This is a genomic window from Bizionia sp., assembly GCF_048259285.1.
Taxonomy (GTDB): domain Bacteria; phylum Bacteroidota; class Bacteroidia; order Flavobacteriales; family Flavobacteriaceae; genus Algorimicrobium; species Algorimicrobium hallyeonense.
This window is the reverse complement of sequence record NZ_JBLXHU010000006.1, coordinates 130,583-156,852: the sequence shown is the minus strand read 5'-3', so window position 1 is coordinate 156,852 and position 26,270 is coordinate 130,583. Positions and strand designations below refer to the sequence as shown.

Below are 26,270 nucleotides of genomic sequence, written 5' to 3'. Positions count from 1 at the left end.
TATCATTTAATATTAAAACCGTAGCTTTGCTTGAAATTAATACCTTTAGTAACCTATTCACTACTAATAATTAAAGTGAAAGCGTTAATCTCTTCCTTAAATGTATTATTTTTATAAAACTATAAGATTCCTTCCTGATAACTATTAGGATTCAAGGGAATAAAATTATTACAATTTAAATGACAAAAAAGAAACACAGGAAACCTTCTAATAACAAGATTTCCAATTTGACTAATACAATCTTAAGTATATTAAAAAAAGACAGAAACCAATCCTTTAACTATAAACAAATTGCTGCTAAAATTGGTGTTAACGATGCTAGTAGCCGCAATCAGATTATAAAAAAACTTCAACAACTTAAAGCAAAACAAGAGATTGAAGAAGTAGAACGTGGAAAATTTAAAGCCATAATTTCTACAGAGTACCATACTGGTCGTGTGGATATGGCATCCAGAGGTGCTGGTTATATTATTTCAGACGATTTTGAAGATGATGTATACATTGCTTCAAACAATATGAATAAAGCGCTTCATGGCGATGAGGTGGAATTCTACGCGTATAAACGATTAAAAGGTGGTAAGCGTGAAGGCGAAATTACCCAAATTATAAAACGGGCTAAAACGGAATATGTTGGTGTTATTCAACTGAATAAAAACTACGCCTTTGTGGTAGTTGATAGTAACAAAATGTACACAGATATTTTTGTACCAATCAACAAAACCATGAAAGCTAAAGATGGCGATAAAGTATTAGTTTCATTAGAAGAATGGCCAGAAAAAGCCGATTCTCCTAACGGAAAAGTTATAGAAGTTTTAGGAAGACCAGGTGAACACAATACCGAAATTCATGCCATTTTAGCGGAATATGGGTTGCCATTAGAATTTCCGAAAGAAGTAGAGGATTTTGCTAATAAAATTGATACATCAATTACGAAAGAAGAAATTGCTAAACGCCGGGATATGCGTGAGGATTTAACCTTTACCATTGACCCAAAAGATGCCAAGGATTTTGATGATGCTCTATCATTTAAAGTGTTAGACAATGGACTTTATGAAATTGGAATTCACATTGCAGATGTGTCGCATTACTTACAACCTGGAACCATTTTAGATGATGAAGCCTATGAGCGTGCAACATCGGTTTATTTAGTAGATCGCGTGGTACCTATGTTACCAGAAGTACTATCAAATAATGCCTGTTCATTACGTCCTAATGAAGAGAAATATACCTTTTCGGCCGTTTTTAAAATGAATGATAAAGCCGAAGTGGTACACGAATGGTTTGGTAGAACCGTTACTTATTCAGATGCACGTTTTGCTTACGAAGAAGCTCAAGCTATCATTGAGCATAATGACGCCATGAGCGCAGACGATGTATCCAATAATCCCAAAAAAATAGATACAACCATACCTCCAGATGTAGCCATCTCAGGAAAGGAATATCAAACAACGCCAGAAATAGCTCAAGCCGTTTTAAAAATGGATGCTTTTGCTAAAAAAATGCGTTCAAAACGGATGCGTTCAGGCGCTATTTCGTTTGATAAAGTGGAAGTAAAATTCAATTTGGATCAAGATGCAAATCCAGTTGGGGTATTCTTTAAAACATCAAAAGATGCCAACAAAATGATTGAAGAATTTATGTTATTAGCAAACCGAAAAGTTTCGGAATTTGTTGGTAAACAGAAAAAAACCTTCATTTATCGTGTTCATGATGAACCAGATGACAGTAAACTGGCCGCACTGCAAAATGTAGTGAGTCGTTTTGGTTATAAATTGAATTTCAAGGATAAAAAAACCACAGCATCATCTTTAAATAATTTATTAAGTAGTGTAAACGGTAAAAAAGAACAGAACTTAGTTGATACCTTAACCATACGAACTATGAGTAAAGCCGAATATACCACGCACAACATTGGTCATTACGGTTTAGCTTTTGATTATTACAGTCACTTTACATCACCAATTCGTCGGTATCCAGATGTTATGGCACACCGATTATTACAACTGTATTTAGATGGTCAACCATCTGCTAACGCGGATATTTATGAAGATAAATGTAACCATTCCAGCAATATGGAAAATTTAGCCACAAAAGCGGAACGTGACTCTATTAAATACATGCAAATTCGCTTTATGGAAGACCATAAAGATGAAAATTTTGTAGGTGTTATTTCAGGTGTAACCGATTGGGGAATTTATATAGAAATTATTGAAAATAAATGTGAAGGCATGGTGAGTGTTCGTGATATGAAAGACGATCATTACCAATTTGATGAAGATCATTATGCATTAATTGGAAAAAATTCTAAAACCATGTACCAATTGGGTGATGAGGTCGTTGTTAAAGTTAAAAATACAGATTTAGTTAAAAAACATTTAGATTTTTACCTAATAGGAAAACATCAGGAATAGTTTTTGCAACGTGTATTTTTAATATAAAATAATCCTCAATGACCATGAAAAAATTTCTTTTTGCACTCGTTCTAATCGTATCAACAACCCAAATAAGTCCAGCACAAACTGAAAAAATGCTAGGCGATTTTAATGAACTTAAAGTTTACGATAGGATAGAAGTCGCCTTAATAAAATCGGATGAAAATAAAATTATCATCACAGGAAAAAACACGGAAGATGTTGTTATTGTTAACAAAAATGGTAAACTAAAAGTGAGAATGTCTCTAGAAAAACTGTTTGATGGAGACGAAACAACTGTTGAATTATACTACAAACAAATTGATTTGATTGATGTAAATGAAGGTGCCTTTGTAGGTTCTAATGAGGTTTTTAACCAGTTTGAAATTGAATTAAATGCGCAAGAAGGTGGCAGCATAAAACTCATGGTTCAAGATATTACCTTTCTAGAAGTTAAAGCCACAACGGGTGGTGTTATACGCGTTAGTGGACACACTAAAAATCAGGATATCGATGTATCAACAGGTGGTTCTTTTCTTGGAAAGGAATTAGAAAGTGAAACAGCAAAAGTGGTTATCCGAGCGGCTGGTGAAGTTCATGTTAAAGCGTCTGAAAAAGTAGAGGCCAAAGTACGTGCTGGAGGTAGCGTGTATATATATGGAAATCCAAAATTGGTTGAAGAAAATACTGTTTTTGGCGGAAAAATAATTCGTAAGGATTAATACCTAGGATTTTCATAAATTTGTAGAAATTGCTTTTTAAAATTTATGACTGACGATATTTTAGCAGCTATTCCTTTCGGAATACTATTATCTTTTACCATTGGCCCTGTGTTTTTTGTTCTTCTAGAAACCAGTGCTACTAAAGGTATTAAAAGTGCTTTAATATTTGATTTTGGTGTTATTCTAGCTGATATTTTATTTATAGTGGTAGCATATTACAGTACCACTAAACTTCTTGATAAGATTAAAGACGATCCAAACTTCCTCATTTTTGGAGGTGTTTTGTTGGCTGTCTACGGTTTTATATCCTTTACAAAAACCGCCAAATCCTTTCGGGATATTGTGCGCGAATTTCATACAGTTGAATTAAAAAAGAACTTCGGAAAGCTCTTTATTAAAGGGTTTTTACTCAATTTTATCAATATTGGTGTATTATTGGGTTGGTTAGGTTTTATTGTAATAGGGAACTCGCTAACAGAAACCGAACAAGGTTTATTTGTGTTTTTAGGAACTATTTTGGTTGTTTATTTTATTGTGGATTTACTTAAAATACTGGCGGCAAAAACGCTTAAAAACAAACTCACACCCAGACGCATTTTTAAAACAAAGAAGATTGTATCGCTAGTCATTATGGGTTTTGGTATTTTACTGCTTCTACAGGGGTTTTTTCCGAAAGAAAAAGAACGTTTAAAGCATAAGCTTGATAATATTGAAATTTTTAAATCAGAATAATTGGTTCTAATCAACTTAAATTTAAGTTATCAACTCCCAAAAATTTACAGCATGCAATCTACAAATAATCAATTTTTATTTATTCTACTTATTGTATGTAGCTTTCAATTCTTACATGCACAAACAGCGTTAATTCCACCAGGAACGCTTAAAATTAATGATAGTTTGTTTATGGATAAGTCGCCTATAACGAACAACATGTATCAGGAATTATTTTATAGTTTGGACTCTAATAACGAAAAAGCGCCTATTACTCTAATTGTTTCTAACGGTTCTAATGTGGATGGTAATTGGATTGATATGTATAGCAAAAACCCCAAATACCAGTTCTTTCCAAAGCTTCATATTACTCGAAAACAGGCAGAATATTACTGTAAATGGCGTACAGAAAGGGTTCAACTTTTATGGGATACAAATTTTCCAGAGAACAATAAAATGGTTCTCTATAGACTGCCAACCACTATAGAATTTGAAAAGGCTGAAGCATATTTTAAAGCTTCAAAGCGTTTTAAAGCTTATGAAGCAGATAATCCATTAGAATTAAAAATAAAGAAACATCCTAAAAAGAATTATGTTAGCTATAATATTTCGGAAATTACTGGTGATGATCACTATTTTGGTGAGAATTGGAAATCTGAAACTCAAATTATATTACCAAATACCTACACAGGTTTTCGCTGCATCTGTGAAGTGACAACGAAGTAATACGTCGCTATTTAATAAGCTTGTTTACTTAATGACCTAACAGGTTTTTGAAACCTGTTATAGGTCTAAATCCGAAAAATTTTAAAATTGTCGAGCGTCCCGAAACTTCCGGAGAACCGTTGTAGATGGATTTTCTTTAATCAATTTTTCTTAAAAATTAGAATTAAAAAACCTCCAACGTAAGTTGAAGGTTTCTTTGAGGTGTCGAGCGGATTCGAACCGCTGTAGATGGTGTTGCAGACCACTGCCTAGCCACTCGGCCACGACACCTAATATACTTTCGTGTAAAGATATCCCATATTTTATAATAGGATGGCAAATGTAAAAAAAATATAACTTTTTCGCTACTTACTTTTGCTTTTTTCGCTTGTCACTCATTTTTATAGTTACCATTTCCACATCGCCTCCAATAGGTGGGTTAATTTTACTGACCCAAACCGTGGCTTTGCTAACCATAATATCTTCTTTAAAAATACGATTTAAAATACGTTTGGCCACCGTTTCTAATAAGTAAGAAGGTTGTGCCATTTCTTCCCGAATCACCTTATTTAGAAACACATAATCAACCGTATCTTGAAGTAAATCTGTTTTGGCTGATGTTTGTAAATTGGCTTTTATTTCTAAATCCACACGGTAATCGCTACCAATTTTGGTTTCTTCTTTTAAGCAACCATGATTGGCAAATACCCGAATATTTTCAACTTTAATTGTTCCCATATTGCAAAAATACTATTCAGAACGTGACTGCAAGAGAAATTCTGAAAGAAATTAATAGTGTAAAGTCATTTAATTTGTAAAGAAGTCAAAGATATTGCTAATGCTACTAGTTTTAGATTTATAAAATTCGGTATATGTACATTTTTCACATGTTACAGAGGTAAATTTTTTATTCTGGATGTTAAAAAGTTTTGTAAACAAACCGCCCGTTGCCTGCATTTGATCCATATCGTAAGTCCGATTATGGCATTTTGGACATTCGTAATTTCTATGTTGCATGGTATAAGTTTTAATTATAGGTATGAAAAATCATTCAAATGTTACAATTAGTCTAAAATTAACTAATTTTGTGCTTCATATTTCCAATAGAGAACAGCGTATGTCTGAAGAAACAAAATCACTCAATTTTATTGAGCATATTATAGAAGAAGATTTAAGGAATGGATTGGAAAAAGAAGCACTTCGCTTCCGTTTTCCTCCAGAACCGAATGGTTATTTACATATTGGTCACACCAAAGCTATTGGTATTAGTTTTGGCTTGGGTGAAAAATACCAAGCACCTGTAAACTTACGTTTTGATGATACCAATCCCGCCAAAGAAGAGCAGGAATATGTAGATGCTATAAAACGTGATATTGCATGGTTAGGCTATCAATGGGCTAATGAATTGTATTCATCTGATTATTTTCAGCAGTTATATGATTGGGCAGTAGCGTTAATCAAAGAAGGAAAAGCTTATGTAGATTCGCAATCCAGCGAAGCTATGGCTGAACAGAAAGGTACGCCAACGCAACCTGGTGTTGATGGTCCATACCGAAACCGGAGTATTGAAGAAAATTTGGATTTATTTCAGCGCATGAAAGCTGGAGAATTTCCAGAAGGTTCTCATGTATTGCGTGCAAAAATTGATATGCAACATCCTAATATGTTAATGCGTGATCCGTTGATGTACCGTATTTTAAAAAAATCACATCACAGGACAGGAAATGATTGGTGTATTTATCCTATGTACGACTGGACCCATGGTGAAAGTGATTATATGGAACAAATTTCACATTCTTTATGCTCCCTTGAATTTAAGCCGCATAGAGAGCTTTACGACTGGTTCAAGGAGCAAGTGTATAAATACCAGCCAGAAGCCTTACCAATGCTTCCTAAACAACGTGAATTTGCCCGTTTGAACTTAAGTTATACCATTATGAGTAAACGTAAGTTGCTTAAATTGGTTGAGCAAGGTGTTGTAAGCGGTTGGGACGATCCACGAATGCCAACCATTTCAGGGTTGCGTCGTCGTGGTTACACACCAGATTCCATCAGACAGTTTATTGATAAAGTAGGTGTAGCCAAACGTGATAACGTTATTGATGTATCACTTTTAGAATTCTGCATTCGTGAGGATTTAAATAAAACGGCACCGCGGGTGATGGCTGTTTTAGATCCAGTTAAATTAGTCATTACCAATTATCCTGAAGGACAAGAGGAGTGGTTGGAAGCTGAAAATAATCAGGAAGATGATTCGGCAGGTTTTAGAAAAGTACCTTTTTCACGTGAGTTGTATATTGAAAAAGACGATTTTAAAGAAGAAGCAAGTAGTAAATTTTTCCGATTGAAATTAGGCGGTGAAGTCCGCTTGAAAAATGCCTACATCATCAAAGCAGAAGGTGTAGTGAAAGATGCTTATGGAAACGTTACAGAAATTCATGCTACCTATTCTGAAGATACCGAGAAAAAAGTAAAAGGAACCTTGCATTGGGTGTCTATAAAGCATGCCATTAAAGCAGAAGTTCGGGAATATGATAGATTGTTTTTAGATGAAGCTCCAGATAGTCATGCCGATAAAGATTTTATGGAATTTATAAATCCAGAATCTTTAAAAATAATTGATGCTTTTGTAGAACCAAGTTTGTTAGAAGCGAAAGTAGGAGAGCGGTTCCAATTTCAACGTTTGGGTTATTTTAATGTGGATGATGATAGTACCTCTGAAAAATTAGTATTCAATAAAACGGTTGGATTACGAGATACATGGGCAAAACAAGCTCCTAAAAATAATGAAAATCAGCCAGCAAAAAAACAAAACCAACAATCTAATAGACCAGCTATTGAGCAGATAAAATCATACGGGAAAAAGTATGATAGAATGAAAGATGATGAACGCGTAAAAGCAAAATCTGAAATTCAGGAATTGGCGCAAAATGTAAGCTATAGTGATGTTGAACCCTTGTTTGGAACGTCTGCAAAAAAGGTAGGAACGCGAATTATTACCATGATAACCTTAGGTGTATTACTGAATAATGGATTAGAACGAAATTCTGAAATTAATGATTTTATAGCTAAAGCTTTAGATGACAAAAATGACTTGTTGGTGGCTGAAGCAAAAGCGTTATAACCACGACAACAACGTAATATTTAAAACCTTGAAACATGAATTGTTTCAAGGTTTTTTTTTAATTTTTATCAAGTGAAAAATATAAATCATAATTTTCATTTATCTTTAAAACACTAATTTTTAAATACCTAACCATGGATATTAATTTTTTGGCCATTTTGGTGGCGGCTTTGGTTCCGTTAATTGTGGGTTTTTTTTGGTACAACCCTAAAACATTTGGAAACGCTTGGATGCGTGAATCTGGTTTAACTTCGGAAACTTTAAAAGGTGGAAACATGTTTGTAATTTTTGTTCTCACCCTTCTATTTTCAATTTTAATTGCTTTTATTTTACAATTCTTAACCATTCATCAAACAGGAGCTTTAGGCATGATTGGCGGCAACGTTTCGGAAGCTTTACCATCATACACAGCTTTTATGAACGATTATGGTTTAGCATTTAGAACTTTTAAACATGGTGCCTTACACGGTTGTATGGCTGGCGTGTTATTCGTATTTCCTATTTTGGCTATAACGGCCTTATTTGAACGTAAAAGTTGGAAATACATTTTCATTAATAGTGGGTATTGGATAATCAGTTTAACCATAATGGGAGGTATTGTTTGTGCCTGGAATTAATTTGTAATGATTATATAACTTTAAAGACTGATTGACCAAATCAGTCTTTTTTCATGATACTTTGATAGAAACAAAACTATTTACATCTGCAATTGATTTACCACGAGCTTGGGATGCCTTGGTTGTACATGATATTTTTCTGCAAACAACATATTTAAAAGCTTTGGAAGAAGCTGCTCCAAAAAATATTACGCTTTATTATTTTGGATTTTATCTAGAACAGGAATTAGTAGGAATTGCCGTAATGCAACGCGTTAAATTATACCTTAATGACATGTTCCGAAATCATGATGATTCGTGTTTTCATGAGCGTTTTAAAAATCAGGTTTCAAAGGTTTTAAAAGGAAATATATTGGTAGTCGGGAATTTAACACATACAGGACAGCATGGCATCTATTTTAAGTCCAATGCCATAACAAATGAGGAATTTATGTCTACATTATTAAAAGCTGTTGATGTGCTAAAACGTAAAATTAAGACTGTTTTTAATAAAAATATTAGAGCTGTTTTATTAAAAGATTATTTCCTAACAGATACCATTCTGCAAACTAAAAACGCACTAAATACATCAGGTTTCCATCACATAGTTGTACAACCAAATATGGTTTTGAACCTTCCTGAACATTGGGTGCATTTTGAGGATTATATTTCTGAATTAAACAAAAAATATCGAGACCGTTATAAATCAGCTAGGAAAAAATCTGAATCTATTATCACCAAGGAATTGGATGTAACGGCGGTTTTTAACCAATCAGAAACACTCTACAAATTGTATAAAAACGTTGCTAGCAACGCTAAAATAAATAGCTTTATTTTACCAGAAAATCATTTTTATGCCTTCAAAAAACAATTAGGTGCAAACTTTAAAGTGTTTGGATATTTTAATAAAAATGAATTGGTTGGATTTTACACGCTCATTCTAAATAATAAATACTTGGAAACCTACTTTTTAGGCTATGATTCCGAGTATCAATATAAGCATCAGTTATATTTAAATATGTTGTATGATATGGCGCAATTTGGTATTAATAATCAATTTAAAACGATTGTTTATGCTAGAACTGCTATGGAAATAAAAAGTTCTATTGGTGCAAAACCGAAAGATATGGTTATGTATTTAAAACATACTAATTGGTTTATGAATGGGATACTTAAATATATTTTCAGGCTGATGAATCCGTCTAAAATATGGGAAGAACGTCATCCCTTTAAGTCAAATTAACAAATAGCTAACAGAATTTCTTTTGTTATTTATGTATATTATAATACCTTATATCCAATCTAATCAAATATAAGAATTATGAAAAAAGCAAAAGATTTACTGACGGAAATTGCGACTGTAACGCGGAATATTGAAACCAACTACCCAGAAGTTTATGAGCATTTAGATGAAATGCCTATGACCATTCCAGATCAACAAAACCCAGATATTGATGTTAAGGATTTAGAAAACTATTTGGAAAGTTTGAAGGATATTATCAAGAAATATAAAGAGGAACATAAGGCCGATTGAATTTTGTAATTCTGAAGTTTTCAATCTGAAGTTTTAATGGCAATATGTTCCTCTTAATTAAGGAATTTAATTAATTTTTGAAGACCTTATTCCTTATTTTTTTTATTGTTTTTCATGGCTTCGCCAATTTGGTTACTAGCCGTAAAACTCGCTACCATATCATTTAGCATTTGGCTACCTGCTTGTGGTGAATTTGGAAGTAAAATTAAATTACTGTTCGTTTCACTACCTATGGCTTGCAAGGTATCATAATGTTGGGTTACAACTATCAATGCTGATGCTTCTTGACTATTAATACCTACACGATTTAACACATCAACAGACTCCTCCAAACCGCGTGCTATTTCACGGCGTTGATCTGCAATACCTTGACCTTGTAATCGTTTACTTTCAGCTTCTGCTTTGGCTTTTTCAACAATTAAAATACGTTGAGCATCACCTTCATATTGGGCAGCTGTTTTTTCCCTATCGGCTGCATTAATACGGTTCATAGCTATTTTTACTTGTGGATCTGGATCAATATCCGTTACTAAAGTTCTAATAATATCAAAACCATAATCCATCATAGCATCATTTAATTCTGCTTTTACAGCTAAAGCAATATCATCTTTTTTAACAAAAACATCATCTAATTTCATTTTTGGAACTTCGGCACGTACTACATCAAACACATAACTTGTAATTTGTTCATGCGGATAATCTAACTTGTAAAAAGCATCATATACTTTTTCGGTTACTACTTTATACTGTACAGACACTTTCAGTTTTACAAAGACATCATCCAAAGTTTTGGTTTCAATAATAACATCTAATTGTTGAATTTTTAAACTTAATCGACCTGCAACCTTATCTACCAAAGGAATTTTCATGTGTAAACCAGATTGGCGAATACTGTGAAATTTTCCAAAACGCTCAATTATGGCAGCCGATTGTTGCTTCACCATAAAAAAGGAGGAGAATAAAACAAAAAGTCCAAATAAAATAAAGGGAACAAATATTAACATATTGTAATTTTTAAAGGTTAAAATGGTTTTACTAATTTAATGTATATTTTGGTGGTAAGCTGTTATTTGAAAATAAATCTATTCGGAATGACGTGGTTATCAAGAAAAAGAAATATTTATCCTATTTTTTTCATAGGTTTGTTACAAACAGACACGTACATCATGATAAACAAAAAGTCAGGTATTCTATTAGTCGCCATTTGTATTAGTTTTGTTACAATAGGTTTTGCGCAGCCTAAAAACTACAAAATTGTTAATGGTATCGGAATTTCCGGTGGTATTACCCAATATGATATTTTAACTGATAATTTTTCAACTAAACAGGGTAACGGTTGGATGGCTGGTGCATCTGCAACGGTCGATTTACCTCATAAATGGTACAATGTGAGTTATAGCATTCAACTCGCTGAAAACCATTTAGGAATAGCTGCAAGGCCTGTTTTACTCTCCAATGAAGAATTTATTGATTATAAAGTTTTTACCGCTCAAATAGCTTTATTAATGCATGTAAAATTAATCGGAAGCTTTTTAACTATTGATGTGGGTCCTATGTTGCAATTTAATGGTGAATTGGAACTTGATGATCAAAATCAAGAAAATTATTTGATAGCGAATTACAATAACCTTTTGGCAAAAGACATCAAAAAAATCAGCCGTTTTAATGTGGATGGCGCTATTGGAGTATCCGCTGGATTTAGCCATTTCAGACTCAAAGCCCAATATATTTACGGATTTCTAAACACCTTGGATAAATTAAATGATAACAATTTAGACCAAACAGGAAATCCAAATAAATTTAAAGGAAACCAATCTATGTTGGCGTTTACGGCTATGATTTCGTTTTAGAAGAAGTTTAATAAAAAAAAGTCATTTCAGAATGAAAGGAAATCTAATGTAGAAATCCTTATCATTTTGAAGTGACATTTTATAATTATTAAGACAACGTATTCACCAAATTCTCAATACGTCGTTTGGTTTCATCTTTACCAATTAAATACATAATATCAAACACGTCTGGTCCTTGTAAGGCACCTACTAATGCTAAACGTAATGGCATCATGACTTTACCAAAACCTATGTCGTTTTTGGTAATCCAACCTTTTAATTCAGTTTGAAGGTTTTCAACAGTGAAATCCTCCACAGATTCAATAACTGAAACGACTTGCGTCATCAGTTCGGGAGAATCGTCTTTCCAAGCTTTTTTAACCGCTTTTTCGTCTAAATCGGTTGGGGTTTGGAAGAAAAAGTGACTTAATGCCCAAAAATCAGTAACAAAGGTTGCGCGTTCTTTAATAAGGGCTACAACCAGTTCTACATAATTCACATCAATTTCGGCTAATTCTGGTTGAATTTGCTTGAACGTAACAGCTAAGTCGTCATTATATTGCTCTTGCATATAATGGTGGTTAAACCATTTGGTTTTGTCTGGATCAAAACGGGCTCCTGCTTTATTCACACGGTTTAAATCGAAGGCAGCAATCAGCTCGTCCATGCTAAAAATTTCCTGTTCTGTTCCTGGATTCCAACCTAAAAAGGCTAGGAAATTCACAACTGCTTCTGGAAAATAACCATCTTCTCGGTAACCACGAGATATATCACCCGTTTGATGATCTTTATAAGCTAATGGAAATACTGGAAACCCTAGTTTATCGCCATCACGCTTGCTTAACTTTCCTTTTCCAGTTGGTTTTAAAATCAATGGTAAATGCGCAAATTCAGGCTTTTCCCAACCAAAAGCATCATATAATTGATAATGCAATGCTAAAGATGGTAACCATTCTTCGCCACGAATAACATGCGTGATTTCCATTAAATGGTCGTCTACAATATTGGCTAAATGATAGGTTGGTAAACCATCACTTTTAAACAATACTTTATCGTCTAAAATATTGGTATCTATGGTCATATTGCCACGGATTATATCTGTTAAATGCAGCGTTTCATCTTGAGGTGATAAAAAACGAATCACATAATCATCACCAGCATCTAATTTTGCTTGTGTTTCTTCAGCAGAAAGCACGAGCGAGTTCACCAAACGGCCTTTTTCACGATTATGCCAATTGTAAATAAAGGTTTTTCCTTCGGCTTCGTGATTTTTTCTATGTGCATCTAAATCGTCAGCTGTGTCAAATGCATAATAGGCTTTGCCATTGGCAATTAACTGATCTGCATATTTTTTATAAATGTCTTTACGCTCACTTTGTCTATATGGTCCAAATTTCTCGTTAGTATTTACACCTTCGTCAACCGTAATACCACACCATTTTAAAGATTCTTCAATATAATTTTCAGCACCTTCAACAAAACGATTTTGATCCGTATCTTCAATACGAAGTATAAAGGTTCCGTTGTATTTTTTAGCAAATAAATAGTTGAAAAGGGCTGTGCGAACACCACCTATATGTAAAGGTCCTGTTGGACTTGGTGCAAAGCGCACGCGTACGGGTTTTGACATGTTTTTTGTTTTAATAACGCAAAGATAGAATAGCAATTAACAAACCGCAAAGAAAATAGCATAAAGCGATAGGGAAGCGGATAATTTCTAAAACGCGACTTATAAAAACCGGATGTTTTTATCTAATTTGGTGCAAATTGGTGTAAAACCCTGTTTTCAAGACGCTTTTGTTAACATAATGTTATCAATTATAGATTATTATCGACCAAAAAAAATTGTAGTTTAGTAGGTTGAAAAGAAAATCAATAAAAAACGTGTCTCATTTTAATATCATTCTTCAGAAATTAGAAGCTTTTGTAAGGCGTTATTACACAAACGAGCTTATAAAGGGTAGCATATTATTTTTTGCTATTGGATTTCTATATTTTCTATTTACACTATTTGTTGAATATGTATTTTGGCTAAATACCACGTCTAGAACTATTTTATTTTGGGTTTTTGTTGCCGTTGAAATCGGCTTATTTATCAAATTTATAGCCATGCCTTTAGCGCAACTATTCAAACTAAAAAAAGGAATAGATTACGTGCAAGCTTCCAAAATTATCGGTACACATTTTCCTGAAGTTAATGATAAATTGCTGAATGTTTTACAGTTGAAAGAGCAAGGTGTTGAATCTGAATTATTACTGGCAAGTATCAATCAAAAATCTGAAGAATTACAACCTATTCCGTTTAAATTGGCTATTAATTTCAAGCAGAATTTACGCTATGCTAAATATGCTGCTATTCCTGTTGTTATTATTTTATTATCGGTTTTATCAGGACAAATAAGTTGGTTTAGCGAGAGTTATAATCGCGTTGTTAACCATAACACCGCTTATGAACCACCTGCACCTTTTCAGTTTTTTGTAGTGAATGAAAATTTAACGACAACAGAAAACAAAGACTTTACGTTACACGTGAAAACCGTAGGAAATGTGATTCCTGAAAACGCTAAAATTACCTATAATAATGAAACCTATTTTCTGCAACAAAAAGGTGCTGGCGATTTTGAGTTTGTGTTTAGTCGCTTAAAAAATGATGTAGAATTCCAACTTAATGCCAATTCGGTAACCTCAAAGCCCTATGTGCTAAAAGTTTCTGAAGTTCCATCAATTTTGGGATTCGAGATGGTTTTAGATTATCCATCTTACATTAATAAAGCGGACGAGGTGTTAACAGGAACCGGAAACGCCGTTATTCCTCAAGGCACCAAAGTAACCTGGAACTTACAAACAAAATCTACTGAAATAGTGCAACTATATGCAGAAGATACCGTACAGTTTGCTACGAAAAATAAAGGTGATTTTAACCTAACTAAAACAGTGTATAGTGCGTTGGATTATACCATATCTACTAGTAATAATTCTTTAAAAGATTATGAACGTTTGGCTTTTTCTATTGACGTTATAAAAGATGATTATCCTGAACTTCGTGTGAAAATGGAAATTGACAGCATAAATCAACAAAGCATGTATTTCTATGGGCAAGCAACGGATGATTATGGCTTACGCAAGTTGCAATTGGTTTACTATCCGTCAGCTGATGAAAAGCAGCGTAAAACAGAAGCTATTCCAATTTCCAATGGGAATATTGGGGAATTTATAACCGCTTTTCCTAATAATTTGGAGCTTACTGAAGGTGTGAGTTATGATTTGTATTTTCAAGTATTTGATAATGATGTAATTAACAATTTTAAAAGCACTAAAAGTAAGACCTATAGTTATAGAAAATTAACACAAGCGGAAACCGAGGACAAACAATTGCAACAACAAAATGAAACCATTAAGGATTTAAATAAATCTTTGGAGAAAATGAGTGAGCGCGAAAAAGAGCTTGAAGAATTTTCTAAAACACAAAAAGAAAAATCCGAATTGAATTTTAATGATAAAAAGAAATTTGAAAACTTTTTGAAGCGTCAGAAGCAACAGGAAGACATGATGAAAAATTTCAATAAAAAATTAGAAGAAAATTTAGAGGAATTTCAAAAAGAAAATCAGGAAGAAGATATCTTTAAAGAGGATTTAAAAGAACGCTTAAAAGAAAACGAAGAGCAGCTAAAAAAGGATGAGAAACTTTTGGAAGAGTTGGAGAAAATGCAAGAGAAAATCAATAAGGAAGAATTAAGTGAAAAACTTGAGGAACTAGCCAAACAAAATAAAAATCAGAAGCGGAGTTTAGAGCAATTATTGGAATTGACAAAGCGTTATTATGTGGCTAAAAAATTAGAAAAGCTACAACAAGATCTCGAAAAATTAGCAGAGGAACAGGAGAAATTAGCTGAAGAGACAAAAGAGAAAAACACCAAAGAGTCGCAAGATAATTTGAACGAAAAGTTTGAAGATTTTCAGAAGGCTTTAGAAGAATTGCAAAAAGATAATCAGGATTTGAAACAACCTATGGATGTTCCAAGTGATGAGAAGCAGGAAGAATCTATTAAAAAAGATCAACAAGAAGCTTCGGATGAGTTAGGTGAAAAAGAAGAAAACGAAGAACAAAATCATGATAAAGACGCTGAAAAAAATCAGCAAAATGCCCAAAAGAAACAAAAGCAAGCTGCCCAAAAAATGAAACAAATGGGTGAGAAAATGAAAATGGCCATGCAATCTGGAGGAGGCGAGCAGATGCAGGAAGATGTGGATATGTTACGTCAGATTTTAGATAATCTTATCTTATTTTCATTTGATCAAGAAAATTTAATGGAACAGTTTAAAGGTATTGAAATTAACCATAATAAATATGCTACCTATTTGCGGAAACAAAATGATTTAAAAGAACATTTTTCACATGTTGACGACAGTCTTTTTGCTTTATCCTTGCGGCAACCTAAATTATCAGAATCGGTAAATAAGGAAATTTCAGACGTGTTTTTTAATATTGATAAATCGCTAGAGCAGTTTTCGGAAAATAGATTATTTCAAGGTATAGCTAATCAACAATACACCATTACGGCTGCCAATAATTTAGCTAATTTTTTGAGTGATATTATGAATCAGATGCAGATGCAAATGCAATCATCTGGTGCTGGTAGTGGAGGTAAACCAGAGCAAGGATTGCCGGATATTATAAAAAGTCAAGAGGAGCTGAATAAGGAAATGCAAGATGGCATGAAAGGCCAAGAAGGAAAACCTAAAGATGAGGGCGAAGGCGAGAAGGGAGAAAAAGGTAAAAAGGAAGGTGATAAACCGGGTGAAGATGGTAAAAATGGTCAAGACGGAAAGCCGGGAAGCGAAGGACAAAATGGGAGCCAAGAAGGAAACCAAATGGGTGAAGGTGAAGGGAGCGAAATTAGTAAAGGCGAATTGTTTAGAATATATCAGCAGCAGCAAGAAATCCGTCAAGCCTTACAGGATAAACTAGCTAAAGAGGGGAAAAATGGACTCGGTAATTCTATTTTAAAGCAGATGGAAGACGTTGAAATGGATTTGTTGATTAAAGGATTCACTAATCAAACACTTCAAAAAATGATGAATTTGCAGCATCAATTACTGAAAATGGAAAATGCAACCATGGAGCAAGGTGAAGATACAAAGCGGAAGGCGAATACCAATCGTGAGGAATTTCAAAACAACACGAATACTCAAATTCCTACAGCTAAACAATATTTCAATACCATTGAGATTTTAAATCGTCAAAGTTTACCTTTGCAACCAGTTTATAAAAAGAAAGTTCAAGAGTATTTTAAAAAAGCCAATGATTAGTTTTAATTACGAAAACAATTTTAAAATAGATAATATCCAAATATTGCAAACTTGGATTGAAGGTGTTATAGTTTCTGAAAAATTTGAATTGGGTGAAATCAACTATATTTTTTGTGATGATGATTATTTACATAATTTGAATGTAGAATATCTTAATCACGACACCTTAACCGATGTGATTAGTTTTGATTATACTGTAGGAAATGTCATACAGGGCGATATTTATATTTCCACCGAACGTGTAGCTGATAATGCGCAAGATTTCAAGGCTACTTTTAGTGATGAGTTGCATCGAGTTATGGTTCATGGTGTATTACATTATTGTGGTTATAAAGATAAATCGGAAGCCGAGTCTGAAGCTATGAGAAGTATGGAGAACCACTATCTGAAACTACTAAAAGATATCTCATAATATATCGTATATTTGCAGACTTTTTATTTGGGAATTCCTTTGGAGCTTCAGGTTAAAGTAAATATATAAATCTATTGTTCCACGTGGAACAATTCAATCTTATAAATCAAGTAGACATGTTTAACGAAGTTTACGATGTAATTGTAGTAGGAGGTGGGCACGCAGGTAGCGAGGCCGCTGCTGCTGCTGCCAATATGGGAAGTAAAACGCTTCTAATAACCATGAATTTGCAAAATATTGCGCAAATGTCGTGTAACCCTGCTATGGGTGGAATTGCTAAAGGGCAAATTGTTCGTGAAATTGATGCGCTTGGTGGTTATAGTGGTATTGTTAGTGATACATCAGCTATTCAGTTTAAAATGCTTAACAAATCCAAAGGGCCTGCCATGTGGAGTCCCAGGGTTCAAAGTGATCGGATGCGTTTTGCTGAAGACTGGCGGAATATATTGGAGCAAACAAAAAATTTGGATTTCTATCAAGAAATGGTTTCCGGATTAATAGTAGAAAACCATAAAGTTGTGGGAGTAAAAACCTCATTAGGAATTGAGATAAAAACTAAAAGTGTTGTGCTAACAAATGGCACTTTTTTAAATGGTTTAATTCATATTGGTGATAAAAATTTTGGTGGTGGACGAGCAGGTGAAAGAGCTGCAACTGGAATTACTGAACAGCTTGTTCAATTAGGTTTTGAATCTGGTAGAATGAAAACGGGAACACCTCCTCGAGTAGATGGACGTTCGTTAGATTTTTCTAAAATGGTGGAGCAACCAGGTGATGCGGTTCCAGAAAAATTCTCCTATTTAGATATTACAAAACCCTTAACTAAACAACGCTCGTGTCATTTAACATATACCAGTAATGAAGTGCATGATTTACTGCGTGAAGGCTTTGATAGATCGCCAATGTTTAACGGTCGGATTCAAAGTTTAGGACCACGATATTGCCCCTCTATTGAAGATAAAATTAATAGATTTGCCGATAAGGATAGACATCAATTATTTGTGGAGCCGGAAGGTTGGGATACCGTAGAATATTATGTAAATGGCTTCTCAACATCCTTGCCAGAGGATGTTCAATTTAGAGCATTGCGTTCTGTAGCTGGTTTTGAAAATGTGAAATTTTTCCGTCCAGGATATGCTATTGAATACGATTATTTTCCACCAACACAATTACAACATACATTAGAAACCAAGTTAGTTGAAGGTTTATATTTTGCGGGTCAAATTAATGGAACTACGGGTTATGAGGAAGCGGCTTCACAAGGGTTAATGGCAGGAATTAATGCCAGCTTAAAAGTGCAAGAACGTGATCCTTTTATTTTGACTAGAAGTGAAGCTTATATAGGTGTTTTGGTGGACGATTTAATTACTAAAGGAACGGAAGAGCCTTATAGAATGTTTACGTCTCGCGCAGAATATAGAACCTTGTTGCGTCAAGATAATGCGGATATCCGATTAACTCCTATGTCTTTCGATTTAGGTTTAGCTTCTGAAAAGCGCTTAAAACGTATGGAGGAAAAGCATAGTAAGGCGGAAGCGTTTGTTGATTTTTTCAAACAAACGAGTGTTAAGCCCGAAGAGATAAATCCAATTTTAGAAGCGAATGATTCTGCTCCAATGTCTCAATCCGATAAGATGTTCAAAATATTTGCTAGGCCTAATATCACCATAAATGACATGCGTAAAGTGGCAAGTGTTGATGCGTATATAGTAGAACAGAATTTAGATACAGAAGAAATAGAGCAAGCTGAAATTCAAGTTAAGTATGCTGGATATATTAACAAGGAAAAGAACAATGCGGATAAGTTAACGCGGTTAGAAAACATTAAAATTCCAAAGAATTTTGATTATTCAAACATGCAATCTATGAGTATGGAGGCGCGCAGTAAATTGAATAAAATACAACCAGTTACTATTTCTCAAGCATCTCGAATTAGTGGTGTTTCGCCAAGTGATATTTCCGTATTATTAGTTTATTTAGGGCGTTAATTTTTTGATGTTCCACGTGGAACGTTTAAATAGTTTTCTTGAAAAAAGAAAATATTAAGCATAATAAAAGAAAAAGAGGTGAGTACGAAAAAAGTAGATTTTCAGGTTATAGATTATTCTGTTTCCAATGAAATATTTCAATTAGAAATGCATCCAGAATTTGAAATTTTGGTGACAACGCCACAACCTAAATTAGAAAATTTACCAGCTTATTATAATAGTGATGATTATATTTCGCATACAGATTCCAAACGAAACCTCTTTGAAAAAGCCTATCACATTATTCGTTCCATTGCGCTAAAACGTAAATTGAAATTAATTAATTCTTATAGTACTTCAGAAAAAACACTATTAGATATTGGTTGTGGAACCGGTGATTTTTTGCAAACAGCACAGCAAAACAATTGGACAATTTCTGGAATTGAACCTAATGCAGAAGCACGCAACATTGCAAACACTAAAACAAATAATGCCGTTCATGATGCCCATGAACTTTTTAAATTGAAAAATGAAAGTTTTGAGGTTATTACCCTATGGCATGTATTAGAACATTTACCAGATTTAGAAAAACAGATTATTACATATAAAAGCCTATTAAGAAATTCCGGAACCCTAATTATTGCTGTTCCTAATTATAATAGTTACGATGCTGAATATTACCAGAATTTTTGGGCAGCCTATGATGTGCCAAGACATCTTTGGCATTTTTCGGAAAAAGGTATGAAGCAATTAATAGAAAAACAGGGTTTGAAAATTGTAGAAACAAAACCCATGATTTTTGATGCGTATTATGTGAGTCTGCTTTCAGAAAAATATAAAACAGGAAACATGAATTTTCTAAAAGCATTTAGAATAGGATGGCGTTCCAATCGTGCAGCTAAACGGTCTGGTGCCTATTCTTCACTTATTTATGTGGTAAAAAAGGCTTAAAACTTAATTTAAGACGAAATAAGCGTGTTTTAGAGCGTTACATATAACAAGTGCTTCAAATAATCTCAACTCATTTTAAAACATAGTTTAAATAAGTCGTTTTTAATCGATTTTGATTATGGGTTAACAATATGCTATAATTTATGTTTATAATGTAAAAGTTGCACCTTTTGTAAAAACAAACTATTTACTTTATTACATTTGTGCCGATTTAAAAAAATTAAAAATCATATCATGAAAAACATATTCGTAATATTCTTATTATTTTTAACAGCAGTGTCTTGTAACACGGAAACTCAAAAAATTGGTTTTGTAAATAATAAGGACTTGGTAAATGACTACCAAGAAAAAATTGACATTGAAGCTGAATTCAAAACTAAAATTGAAGCCTTTGAAAAAAGAACCGATAGTATTGGTCAAGCGTTTCAGCAGGAAGCTCAAGCGTTTCAATTAAAAGCTCAAAGCATGAAGCAGGATCAGGCGCAAGCGGAATATCAAGCTTTAGGGCAGAAACAACAAATGTTGCAACAGCGTATCCAATTGGAGGAGAGTAAAATTCAAGAGGAAAGCCAACAAACAATTGACACCCTAATTAAAAAAGTACGTGATTACGTAAAAGATTACGGTAAGAAAAACGGTTATACATATATTTTAGGCAGCAATGAAGCTGGAAGTGTTATGTATGGTGATGAAAAAAACGATTTGACTAAAGAAATTTTAGACGCCTTAAACGCAGATTATAAAAAACCAGAATAAAATTTAGAAACTTACACTATTAAAAAGCCAGTTATTAATTTAACTGGCTTTTTTATGCAATAAACGGGTTAGTTTTATAGATAAATCCGTTAAAATAATTTTAGCATTTCCATTGCGTTCAATATGATAAATAGCATCTTGAATTTCATTTGAGATATCTAGAATATTATTACCATGAACAAAAGGGGCAAAATTTTCCAATTTAAAACCGTCTGTTTTGGGCTCTAAAAAAACCAAATCTGCCGCGCCATAATTTAGCAACATGGCTTGACGGAAAAAATTCAAACAAAATTGTAAAAACTGCTTTTGTGTTTCACGACCCGTTTTGGCAATATCTTCGCTCCACGATATTAAATCGTGAATGGCCGCTTTGTTACCTTTTGCTTTAAATGCACTTCGGATCCAGAAAATAAACCAAGTTTCAAATTGGGTATCTTCGCTGTCATGATATACCAAATCACACGCTTTATTGTAATTTCCGTGCGCTTGATGTGCTATTTTTGCAGCAATAGACGCTTCAATTTGATAGCTATTTATTAAGCCTTCGGTAATAACATCTTCTGGTAATGGTGGGAAATGTAAAACTTGGCAACGGGACCTGATGGTACTGATAAGTTGGTCCTCATCTTCAGCAATTAAAATAAAAATGGTTTTTTTGGGTGGCTCTTCAATTAATTTCAACAATTTATTGGCCGCTTCGGTGTTCATTTTTTCGGCCATCCAAATAATGGTTATCTTAAAACCACCTTCATAAGACTTTAAGGTTAAGTCTTTTACAATTTCTTGCGCTTCATCAACACCTATTCGTCCTTGTTTATTTTCAACGCCTAATTTTTTATACCAATCAAATAAGTTGCCATAGGGTTGTTGGTTTAATAATTCGCGCCATTCTTCTAAAAAATGACTAGAAACAGGATGTTTTTTAACTTTTTGATTCGCTGCTACGGGAAAGGCAAAGTGTAAATCTGGATGGCCAAAATTCTTAAATTTTATATTGCAAGATTCATTTCCAGTGGTGTTTTCACCTTGTGTATTATGGCAAAGTATGTATTGCGCATAGGCAATAGCCATTGGTAAAGTACCTGAACCTTCGGGTCCTACAAACAATTGCGCATGCGGAATTCGGCCGTTATCAGCACTTTGTGTTAAATGACTTTTTATATATTCCTGACCTAAAATATCACTAAATAGCATACGGCAAACCTACATATTTTTTTTCATTTTTTGTGAAGCATACCTTAAAAGAAAGCCGCTTTTAATTTGATAGAATACTATTAAAGTAAGCCTAAAAGTTAAGTCATTATTGCCTGAAAAATATATATTTGTGAATCCATGATATTAAATCATATTTTAACAGGACTAATTTATACCACAATTGGATTATGAGAACATTAGACGATTTTAATTTTGAAAACAAAAAAGCCTTAATTCGTGTAGATTTTAATGTGCCTTTAGATGATAATCTTCATGTTGGTGATACCACACGAATTCTTGCAGCAAAACCAACTATTATTAAGATTTTGGAAGATGGCGGAAGTTGTGTTTTAATGTCGCATTTAGGAAGGCCAAAAGGTGTTGAGGATAAATTTTCATTAAAGCATATTGCAGATAAAGTTGAAGATATTTTAGGTGTTGAAGTACTTTTTGTTCCTAATTGCTTTGGGGAAGAGGCAGAGACTGCAGTGAAAAATTTAAAGCCTGGACAAATTATTTTGTTAGAAAATTTACGCTTTCATGCAGAAGAAACTGCTGGTAATGAGGATTTTGCAAAGCAATTGGCTAAATTAGGTGATATTTATGTTAATGATGCCTTTGGTACTGCGCATAGAGCGCATGCATCAACCGCTATTGTGGCTAAATTTTTCCCTGATAACAAGTGTTTTGGTTATTTATTAGCTCAAGAAATAAAAAGTATTGATAAGGTAATGAATACGGGCGAAAAACCGGTCTGTGCTATTTTAGGTGGTGCTAAAGTATCGAGTAAAATTACCATTATTGATAATATTTTAGATAAAATTGACCATTTAATTATTGGTGGTGGTATGACCTTTACCTTTATTAAAGCACAAGGCGGTAAGATAGGAGATTCATTAGTAGAAGATGATAAATTAGACCTGGCTAATTCGATTTTAGAAAAGGCTAAAAATAAAAATGTTGAAGTTCATTTACCAGTGGATGCCATTATTGCAGATGCTTTTGATAATAATGCGCATACGAACACATGTGCAGTCAATAATATTCCCGATGGCTGGATGGGATTAGATATAGGTCCCGTAACCGAGGAAAAATTTGCTACGGTTGTAAAAAATTCGAAAACTATTTTATGGAATGGTCCCCTTGGTGTTTTTGAAATGCCAAACTTTGCAAAAGGAACAATGGCTTTAGGTTATGCTATTGCCGATGCAACAAAAGAAGGTGCTTTCTCGTTAGTAGGTGGAGGTGATTCGGTTGCAGCTGTTAAGCAGTTTGGATTTGAAGATCAAGTTAGTTATGTGAGTACAGGAGGAGGCGCTATGTTAGAGAGTCTTGAAGGTAAAACCCTTCCTGGAATTGCTGCCATTTTAGATTAATATAAAAACTATTACCCCAAATATTTAAAACCTAAATACGTGAATTGTTTTACTAAAAATAACATACGTTTAAGTCTTTCTGCAATATTTATTGCTGTGGGAATAACCTATGCGCAAGATTCTATTCCCAAGAAAATTGTAAAAACGCATATTCCCGAAGAGCAATTAATTGCTGGTGAATCTTATGAAGTGGACACCATAATTGATGGTCAACAATTTTACAAAAAGCAGATTGAAATAGAAACCGACTCTGTTGATATAAAAGCGCTTAAAGATTTAGAATTTACAGCAGAATTAGATGAAAAATGGCGGGAAGAATTATATAGCAACGCTTTGTACGATACCCTTTATACAGCCATTTCAGAATTAGATTATAAGGAAGTTTATTATCCAGATTTACCAACCGATACTTTAAAGGCACGTTTAGATCGCTTAAATGCTAGAACACCTTTTAATATTGCGTACAATCCATCTTTAGAAAGTGTTATAAAAGGATTTTTAAAAAATAGGCGTGGTTATTTTGAGCGACTCATGGGGTTGAGTCACTTCTATTTCCCTATGTTTGAGCAAGAGTTGGATGCACAAAATGTGCCTTTGGAGATTAAGTATTTAGCCATTGTAGAATCCGCTTTAAAACCACGAGCACGATCACGTGTAGGTGCAACAGGTTTATGGCAGTTTATGTTTGCCACAGGAAAAGAATATGGTTTAAATGTGAGTAGTTATGTAGATGAACGTAGCGACCCAATAAAATCTACCAAAGCAGCAGCTAAATATTTGGCTGCCTTGTATTCTATGTTCGGAGATTGGGATTTGGCATTAGCAGCGTATAATTCGGGACCAGGAAATGTATTAAAAGCTATTAGACGATCAGGTGGTTATGAAAATTACTGGAATATTCGGCATAATTTACCACGTGAAACAGCGGGATATCTTCCTGCATTTTTGGCAACCATGTATATTTTTGAATATGCTGAAGAACACGGATTAGTTGCTGAAAAACCAGCATTTCATCATTTTGAAACCGATACAATTCATGTAAAGCAAATGATTACTTTAGATCAGGTTTCAGAAGCGACAGGTGTTAATATAGAAGAATTACAATTTTTAAACCCATCCTACAAATTAGATATTATTCCCTTTATTCCAGAGGAAAACTATTCATTACGATTGCCACTAACAGCTGTTGGAACATTTGTAACTAACGAGGATACTATTTACAAATCTGCGAAGGCTGAATTGGATGAACGGGAAAAACCATTACCACAATTTTTTGATAGTCAAAGTAAAGAACGATATCGCGTTAAATCTGGAGATTATTTAGGCTTAATAGCTAGGAAATATGGTGTTCGCGTAAGTCAAATAAAACAATGGAACGGTTTGCGGAGTAATAATTTACGTATTGGACAGCGTTTAACTATATACCCAAGAAATCCTGTTCCACAGGCAAGCAGTTCTAACAACTCAAGTAGTTCAAAATCAACGCCAAAAACCTATATTGTAAAGAGTGGTGACTCGCTTTGGAGTATTTCACAAAAATTTCCAGGCGTTTCTGTTCAAAATATTCGAGATTGGAACGATATTAGTGGTAACAATTTAAAACCAGGAATGTCATTAAAACTTTCCAAAGGCTAATCAGTATAAACTAGGTACTATCATGCAAAAATTATTACTTGTTTTTATGTCATTAATAGTAATGACGTCATGTAACGACAACAAATCTTCAAATAAACGTCTTTTATCCCAATCGTCTGGGAAAATCAATAATCTGTCGGTTGTTGTAGACAATGAATTGTGGGAAGGTCAGGTAGGAGAGACACTTCGGAATATTTTGGCGGCTCCTGTTCACGGCTTACCACAAGACGAACCCCTATTTATATTGAGCCAATTACCACCAGTTGTTTTCACAGGTTTTGCACAGCAAAGTCGGATTGTTTTAAAAATTGAAAAAAGTGATTCTGCCAAGGTTAAAATTGCAAAAAATTTATTTGCTAGACCCCAACGTGTGGTGGTTGTAACAGGTAAAACGGATGAGGAAATTTCGCAACAGTTAACGGATAATGCGGATCAAATTGTAATGGCTTTAAAAAATGAAGAAATTAAAGAACAGCAACGACGCATTAAATTATCGCTTCATAAAAATAATACCATTAAAGAAAAATTAGGCATATCCATTAACTTTCCATCTGCATACAGAATTGCAACGGAAGACGGAAAATTTTATTGGATTCGAAAAGATATTACCACCGGAACCACTAATATTTTGCTTTATGAGCTTCCTTATGGCAGCATTACAGACAATGATAGCGTGGTTGGTCAAATAATAAAAATTCGAGATTCCATAGGGGAAAAGCATATTCCAGGACCTTTGGATGGCTCGTTTATGATCACTGAAAATAAATACACACCCTTTTTAGCCAAAACTACAATTAATGATAAATTAGCTTATGAAACTAGAGGTATTTGGGATGTTAAAAATGCCTTTATGTCTGGACCATTTGTTAACTATATAATTGATGATGAGGCTAATAATCGACTTCTGGTGGTAGAAGGTTTTGCTTTTGCACCATCGGTTAGTAAGCGGGACTATATGTTTGAGTTGGAAGCCATTATTAAGTCCATAAAATTTCATTAAAATAGAAACATAATTAGACACAAAAAAACCCAACTCG

Annotated in this window: 22 protein-coding genes and 1 tRNA gene; 17 read left to right on the top strand and 6 right to left on the bottom strand. The window is 33.8% G+C overall.

Translation table 11 applies throughout. The annotated features are described in order from the left end of the window. Nucleotides 1–179: 179 nt before the first annotated feature. Genes ACN0QX_RS05140 through ACN0QX_RS05125 form a run of 4 tightly spaced genes read left to right on the top strand, consistent with a single transcriptional unit; the run spans nucleotide 180 to nucleotide 4,570 of the window. Nucleotides 180–2,411, top strand: coding sequence for a ribonuclease R family protein (locus tag ACN0QX_RS05140; RefSeq protein WP_417195773.1), 2,232 nt, complete (start codon nucleotides 180–182; stop codon nucleotides 2,409–2,411). Nucleotides 2,412–2,455: 44 nt separating this feature from the next. Further along, entirely contained in the window at nucleotides 2,456–3,133 is a 678-nt protein-coding gene (locus tag ACN0QX_RS05135) for a head GIN domain-containing protein (RefSeq protein ID WP_417195772.1), read from the top strand. A gap of 45 nt (nucleotides 3,134–3,178) precedes the next feature. Further along, nucleotides 3,179–3,865, top strand: a complete 687-nt coding sequence (locus tag ACN0QX_RS05130; protein WP_248396903.1) for a LysE family translocator — start codon at nucleotides 3,179–3,181, stop codon at nucleotides 3,863–3,865. Nucleotides 3,866–3,916: 51 nt separating this feature from the next. Continuing rightward, entirely contained in the window at nucleotides 3,917–4,570 is a 654-nt protein-coding gene (locus tag ACN0QX_RS05125) for an SUMF1/EgtB/PvdO family nonheme iron enzyme (protein WP_417195771.1), read from the top strand. Between the two features lie 199 nt (nucleotides 4,571–4,769). Here ACN0QX_RS05125 and ACN0QX_RS05120 read toward each other — a convergent pair. The 3 genes from ACN0QX_RS05120 to ACN0QX_RS05110 form a co-directional block, all read right to left on the bottom strand. Beyond that, a tRNA-Cys gene (locus ACN0QX_RS05120) sits at nucleotides 4,770–4,840 on the bottom strand. 78 nt (nucleotides 4,841–4,918) lie between these two features. After that, complete coding sequence (gene folB, locus ACN0QX_RS05115; RefSeq protein ID WP_248396899.1) at nucleotides 4,919–5,287, bottom strand: dihydroneopterin aldolase; 369 nt, start codon at nucleotides 5,285–5,287, stop codon at nucleotides 4,919–4,921. A 69-nt stretch (nucleotides 5,288–5,356) separates the two neighbouring features. Beyond that, complete coding sequence (locus ACN0QX_RS05110; RefSeq protein WP_248396897.1) at nucleotides 5,357–5,566, bottom strand: zinc ribbon domain-containing protein; 210 nt, start codon at nucleotides 5,564–5,566, stop codon at nucleotides 5,357–5,359. Nucleotides 5,567–5,666: 100 nt separating this feature from the next. Here ACN0QX_RS05110 and ACN0QX_RS05105 point away from each other — a divergent pair, with 100 nt between their 5' ends. The 4 genes from ACN0QX_RS05105 to ACN0QX_RS05090 all read left to right on the top strand — a co-directional run bounded on the left by ACN0QX_RS05105 (nucleotide 5,667) and on the right by ACN0QX_RS05090 (nucleotide 9,803). Continuing rightward, a complete protein-coding gene (locus ACN0QX_RS05105) occupies nucleotides 5,667–7,673 on the top strand; it encodes a glutamine--tRNA ligase/YqeY domain fusion protein (protein ID WP_417195776.1) in 2,007 nt (668 codons plus the stop codon). Between the two features lie 134 nt (nucleotides 7,674–7,807). Beyond that, complete coding sequence (locus ACN0QX_RS05100; RefSeq protein WP_376858358.1) at nucleotides 7,808–8,290, top strand: DUF1761 domain-containing protein; 483 nt, start codon at nucleotides 7,808–7,810, stop codon at nucleotides 8,288–8,290. A gap of 61 nt (nucleotides 8,291–8,351) precedes the next feature. After that, nucleotides 8,352–9,512 carry a GNAT family N-acetyltransferase gene (locus ACN0QX_RS05095; protein ID WP_417195770.1) on the top strand — a complete coding sequence of 387 codons (1,161 nt, stop codon included), beginning with the start codon at nucleotides 8,352–8,354 and terminating at the stop codon, nucleotides 9,510–9,512. 78 nt (nucleotides 9,513–9,590) lie between these two features. Next, nucleotides 9,591–9,803, top strand: a complete 213-nt coding sequence (locus ACN0QX_RS05090) for a hypothetical protein (protein WP_248396892.1) — start codon at nucleotides 9,591–9,593, stop codon at nucleotides 9,801–9,803. Between the two features lie 86 nt (nucleotides 9,804–9,889). Here the strand turns inward: ACN0QX_RS05090 and ACN0QX_RS05085 are convergent, their stop codons facing one another. Beyond that, nucleotides 9,890–10,807 (bottom strand): SPFH domain-containing protein, encoded by a 918-nt coding sequence (locus ACN0QX_RS05085; RefSeq protein WP_248396890.1) that lies wholly within the window; start codon nucleotides 10,805–10,807, stop codon nucleotides 9,890–9,892. Nucleotides 10,808–10,969: 162 nt separating this feature from the next. On the opposite strand from ACN0QX_RS05085, the gene ACN0QX_RS05080 reads away from it, so the two are divergent. Continuing rightward, a complete protein-coding gene (locus ACN0QX_RS05080; RefSeq protein WP_417195769.1) occupies nucleotides 10,970–11,653 on the top strand; it encodes a hypothetical protein in 684 nt (227 codons plus the stop codon). An 88-nt stretch (nucleotides 11,654–11,741) separates the two neighbouring features. Here the strand turns inward: ACN0QX_RS05080 and gltX are convergent, their stop codons facing one another. Further along, nucleotides 11,742–13,262: a glutamate--tRNA ligase gene (gene gltX, locus ACN0QX_RS05075; RefSeq protein WP_417195768.1), complete on the bottom strand. Its 1,521-nt coding sequence runs from the start codon at nucleotides 13,260–13,262 to the stop codon at nucleotides 11,742–11,744. Between the two features lie 254 nt (nucleotides 13,263–13,516). Between gltX and ACN0QX_RS05070 the strand changes: the two genes are divergently transcribed. The 5 genes from ACN0QX_RS05070 to ACN0QX_RS05050 all read left to right on the top strand — a co-directional run bounded on the left by ACN0QX_RS05070 (nucleotide 13,517) and on the right by ACN0QX_RS05050 (nucleotide 21,028). Then, complete coding sequence (locus ACN0QX_RS05070; protein ID WP_417195767.1) at nucleotides 13,517–16,942, top strand: DUF4175 family protein; 3,426 nt, start codon at nucleotides 13,517–13,519, stop codon at nucleotides 16,940–16,942. Next, on the top strand, nucleotides 16,935–17,354 hold the full coding sequence (ybeY, locus tag ACN0QX_RS05065; protein WP_417195766.1) for an rRNA maturation RNase YbeY: 420 nt from the start codon (nucleotides 16,935–16,937) through the stop codon (nucleotides 17,352–17,354). The genes ACN0QX_RS05070 and ybeY overlap by 8 nt, the downstream gene beginning before the upstream one ends. A gap of 116 nt (nucleotides 17,355–17,470) precedes the next feature. Beyond that, nucleotides 17,471–19,342 carry a tRNA uridine-5-carboxymethylaminomethyl(34) synthesis enzyme MnmG gene (gene mnmG / locus ACN0QX_RS05060; protein ID WP_417195775.1) on the top strand — a complete coding sequence of 624 codons (1,872 nt, stop codon included), beginning with the start codon at nucleotides 17,471–17,473 and terminating at the stop codon, nucleotides 19,340–19,342. 78 nt (nucleotides 19,343–19,420) lie between these two features. After that, complete coding sequence (locus tag ACN0QX_RS05055; protein ID WP_417195765.1) at nucleotides 19,421–20,272, top strand: class I SAM-dependent methyltransferase; 852 nt, start codon at nucleotides 19,421–19,423, stop codon at nucleotides 20,270–20,272. A gap of 234 nt (nucleotides 20,273–20,506) precedes the next feature. Next, the gene (locus ACN0QX_RS05050; RefSeq protein WP_417195764.1) at nucleotides 20,507–21,028 is read left to right on the top strand and encodes an OmpH family outer membrane protein; all 522 of its coding nucleotides are present in this window, start codon (nucleotides 20,507–20,509) and stop codon (nucleotides 21,026–21,028) included. A gap of 39 nt (nucleotides 21,029–21,067) precedes the next feature. Here ACN0QX_RS05050 and ACN0QX_RS05045 read toward each other — a convergent pair whose 3' ends face one another. Then, complete coding sequence (locus tag ACN0QX_RS05045; RefSeq protein ID WP_417195763.1) at nucleotides 21,068–22,222, bottom strand: ATP-binding protein; 1,155 nt, start codon at nucleotides 22,220–22,222, stop codon at nucleotides 21,068–21,070. Between the two features lie 188 nt (nucleotides 22,223–22,410). Here ACN0QX_RS05045 and ACN0QX_RS05040 point away from each other — a divergent pair, with 188 nt between their 5' ends. The 3 genes from ACN0QX_RS05040 to ACN0QX_RS05030 are packed head-to-tail and all read left to right on the top strand — an operon-like array spanning nucleotide 22,411 to nucleotide 26,233. Beyond that, nucleotides 22,411–23,598 carry a phosphoglycerate kinase gene (locus ACN0QX_RS05040; protein ID WP_417195762.1) on the top strand — a complete coding sequence of 396 codons (1,188 nt, stop codon included), beginning with the start codon at nucleotides 22,411–22,413 and terminating at the stop codon, nucleotides 23,596–23,598. Nucleotides 23,599–23,637: 39 nt separating this feature from the next. Further along, nucleotides 23,638–25,233: a LysM peptidoglycan-binding domain-containing protein gene (locus ACN0QX_RS05035; RefSeq protein ID WP_417195761.1), complete on the top strand. Its 1,596-nt coding sequence runs from the start codon at nucleotides 23,638–23,640 to the stop codon at nucleotides 25,231–25,233. 22 nt (nucleotides 25,234–25,255) lie between these two features. Next, a complete protein-coding gene (locus tag ACN0QX_RS05030) occupies nucleotides 25,256–26,233 on the top strand; it encodes a DUF4837 family protein (protein WP_376858347.1) in 978 nt (325 codons plus the stop codon). The last annotated feature ends 37 nt before the right edge of the window (nucleotides 26,234–26,270 follow it).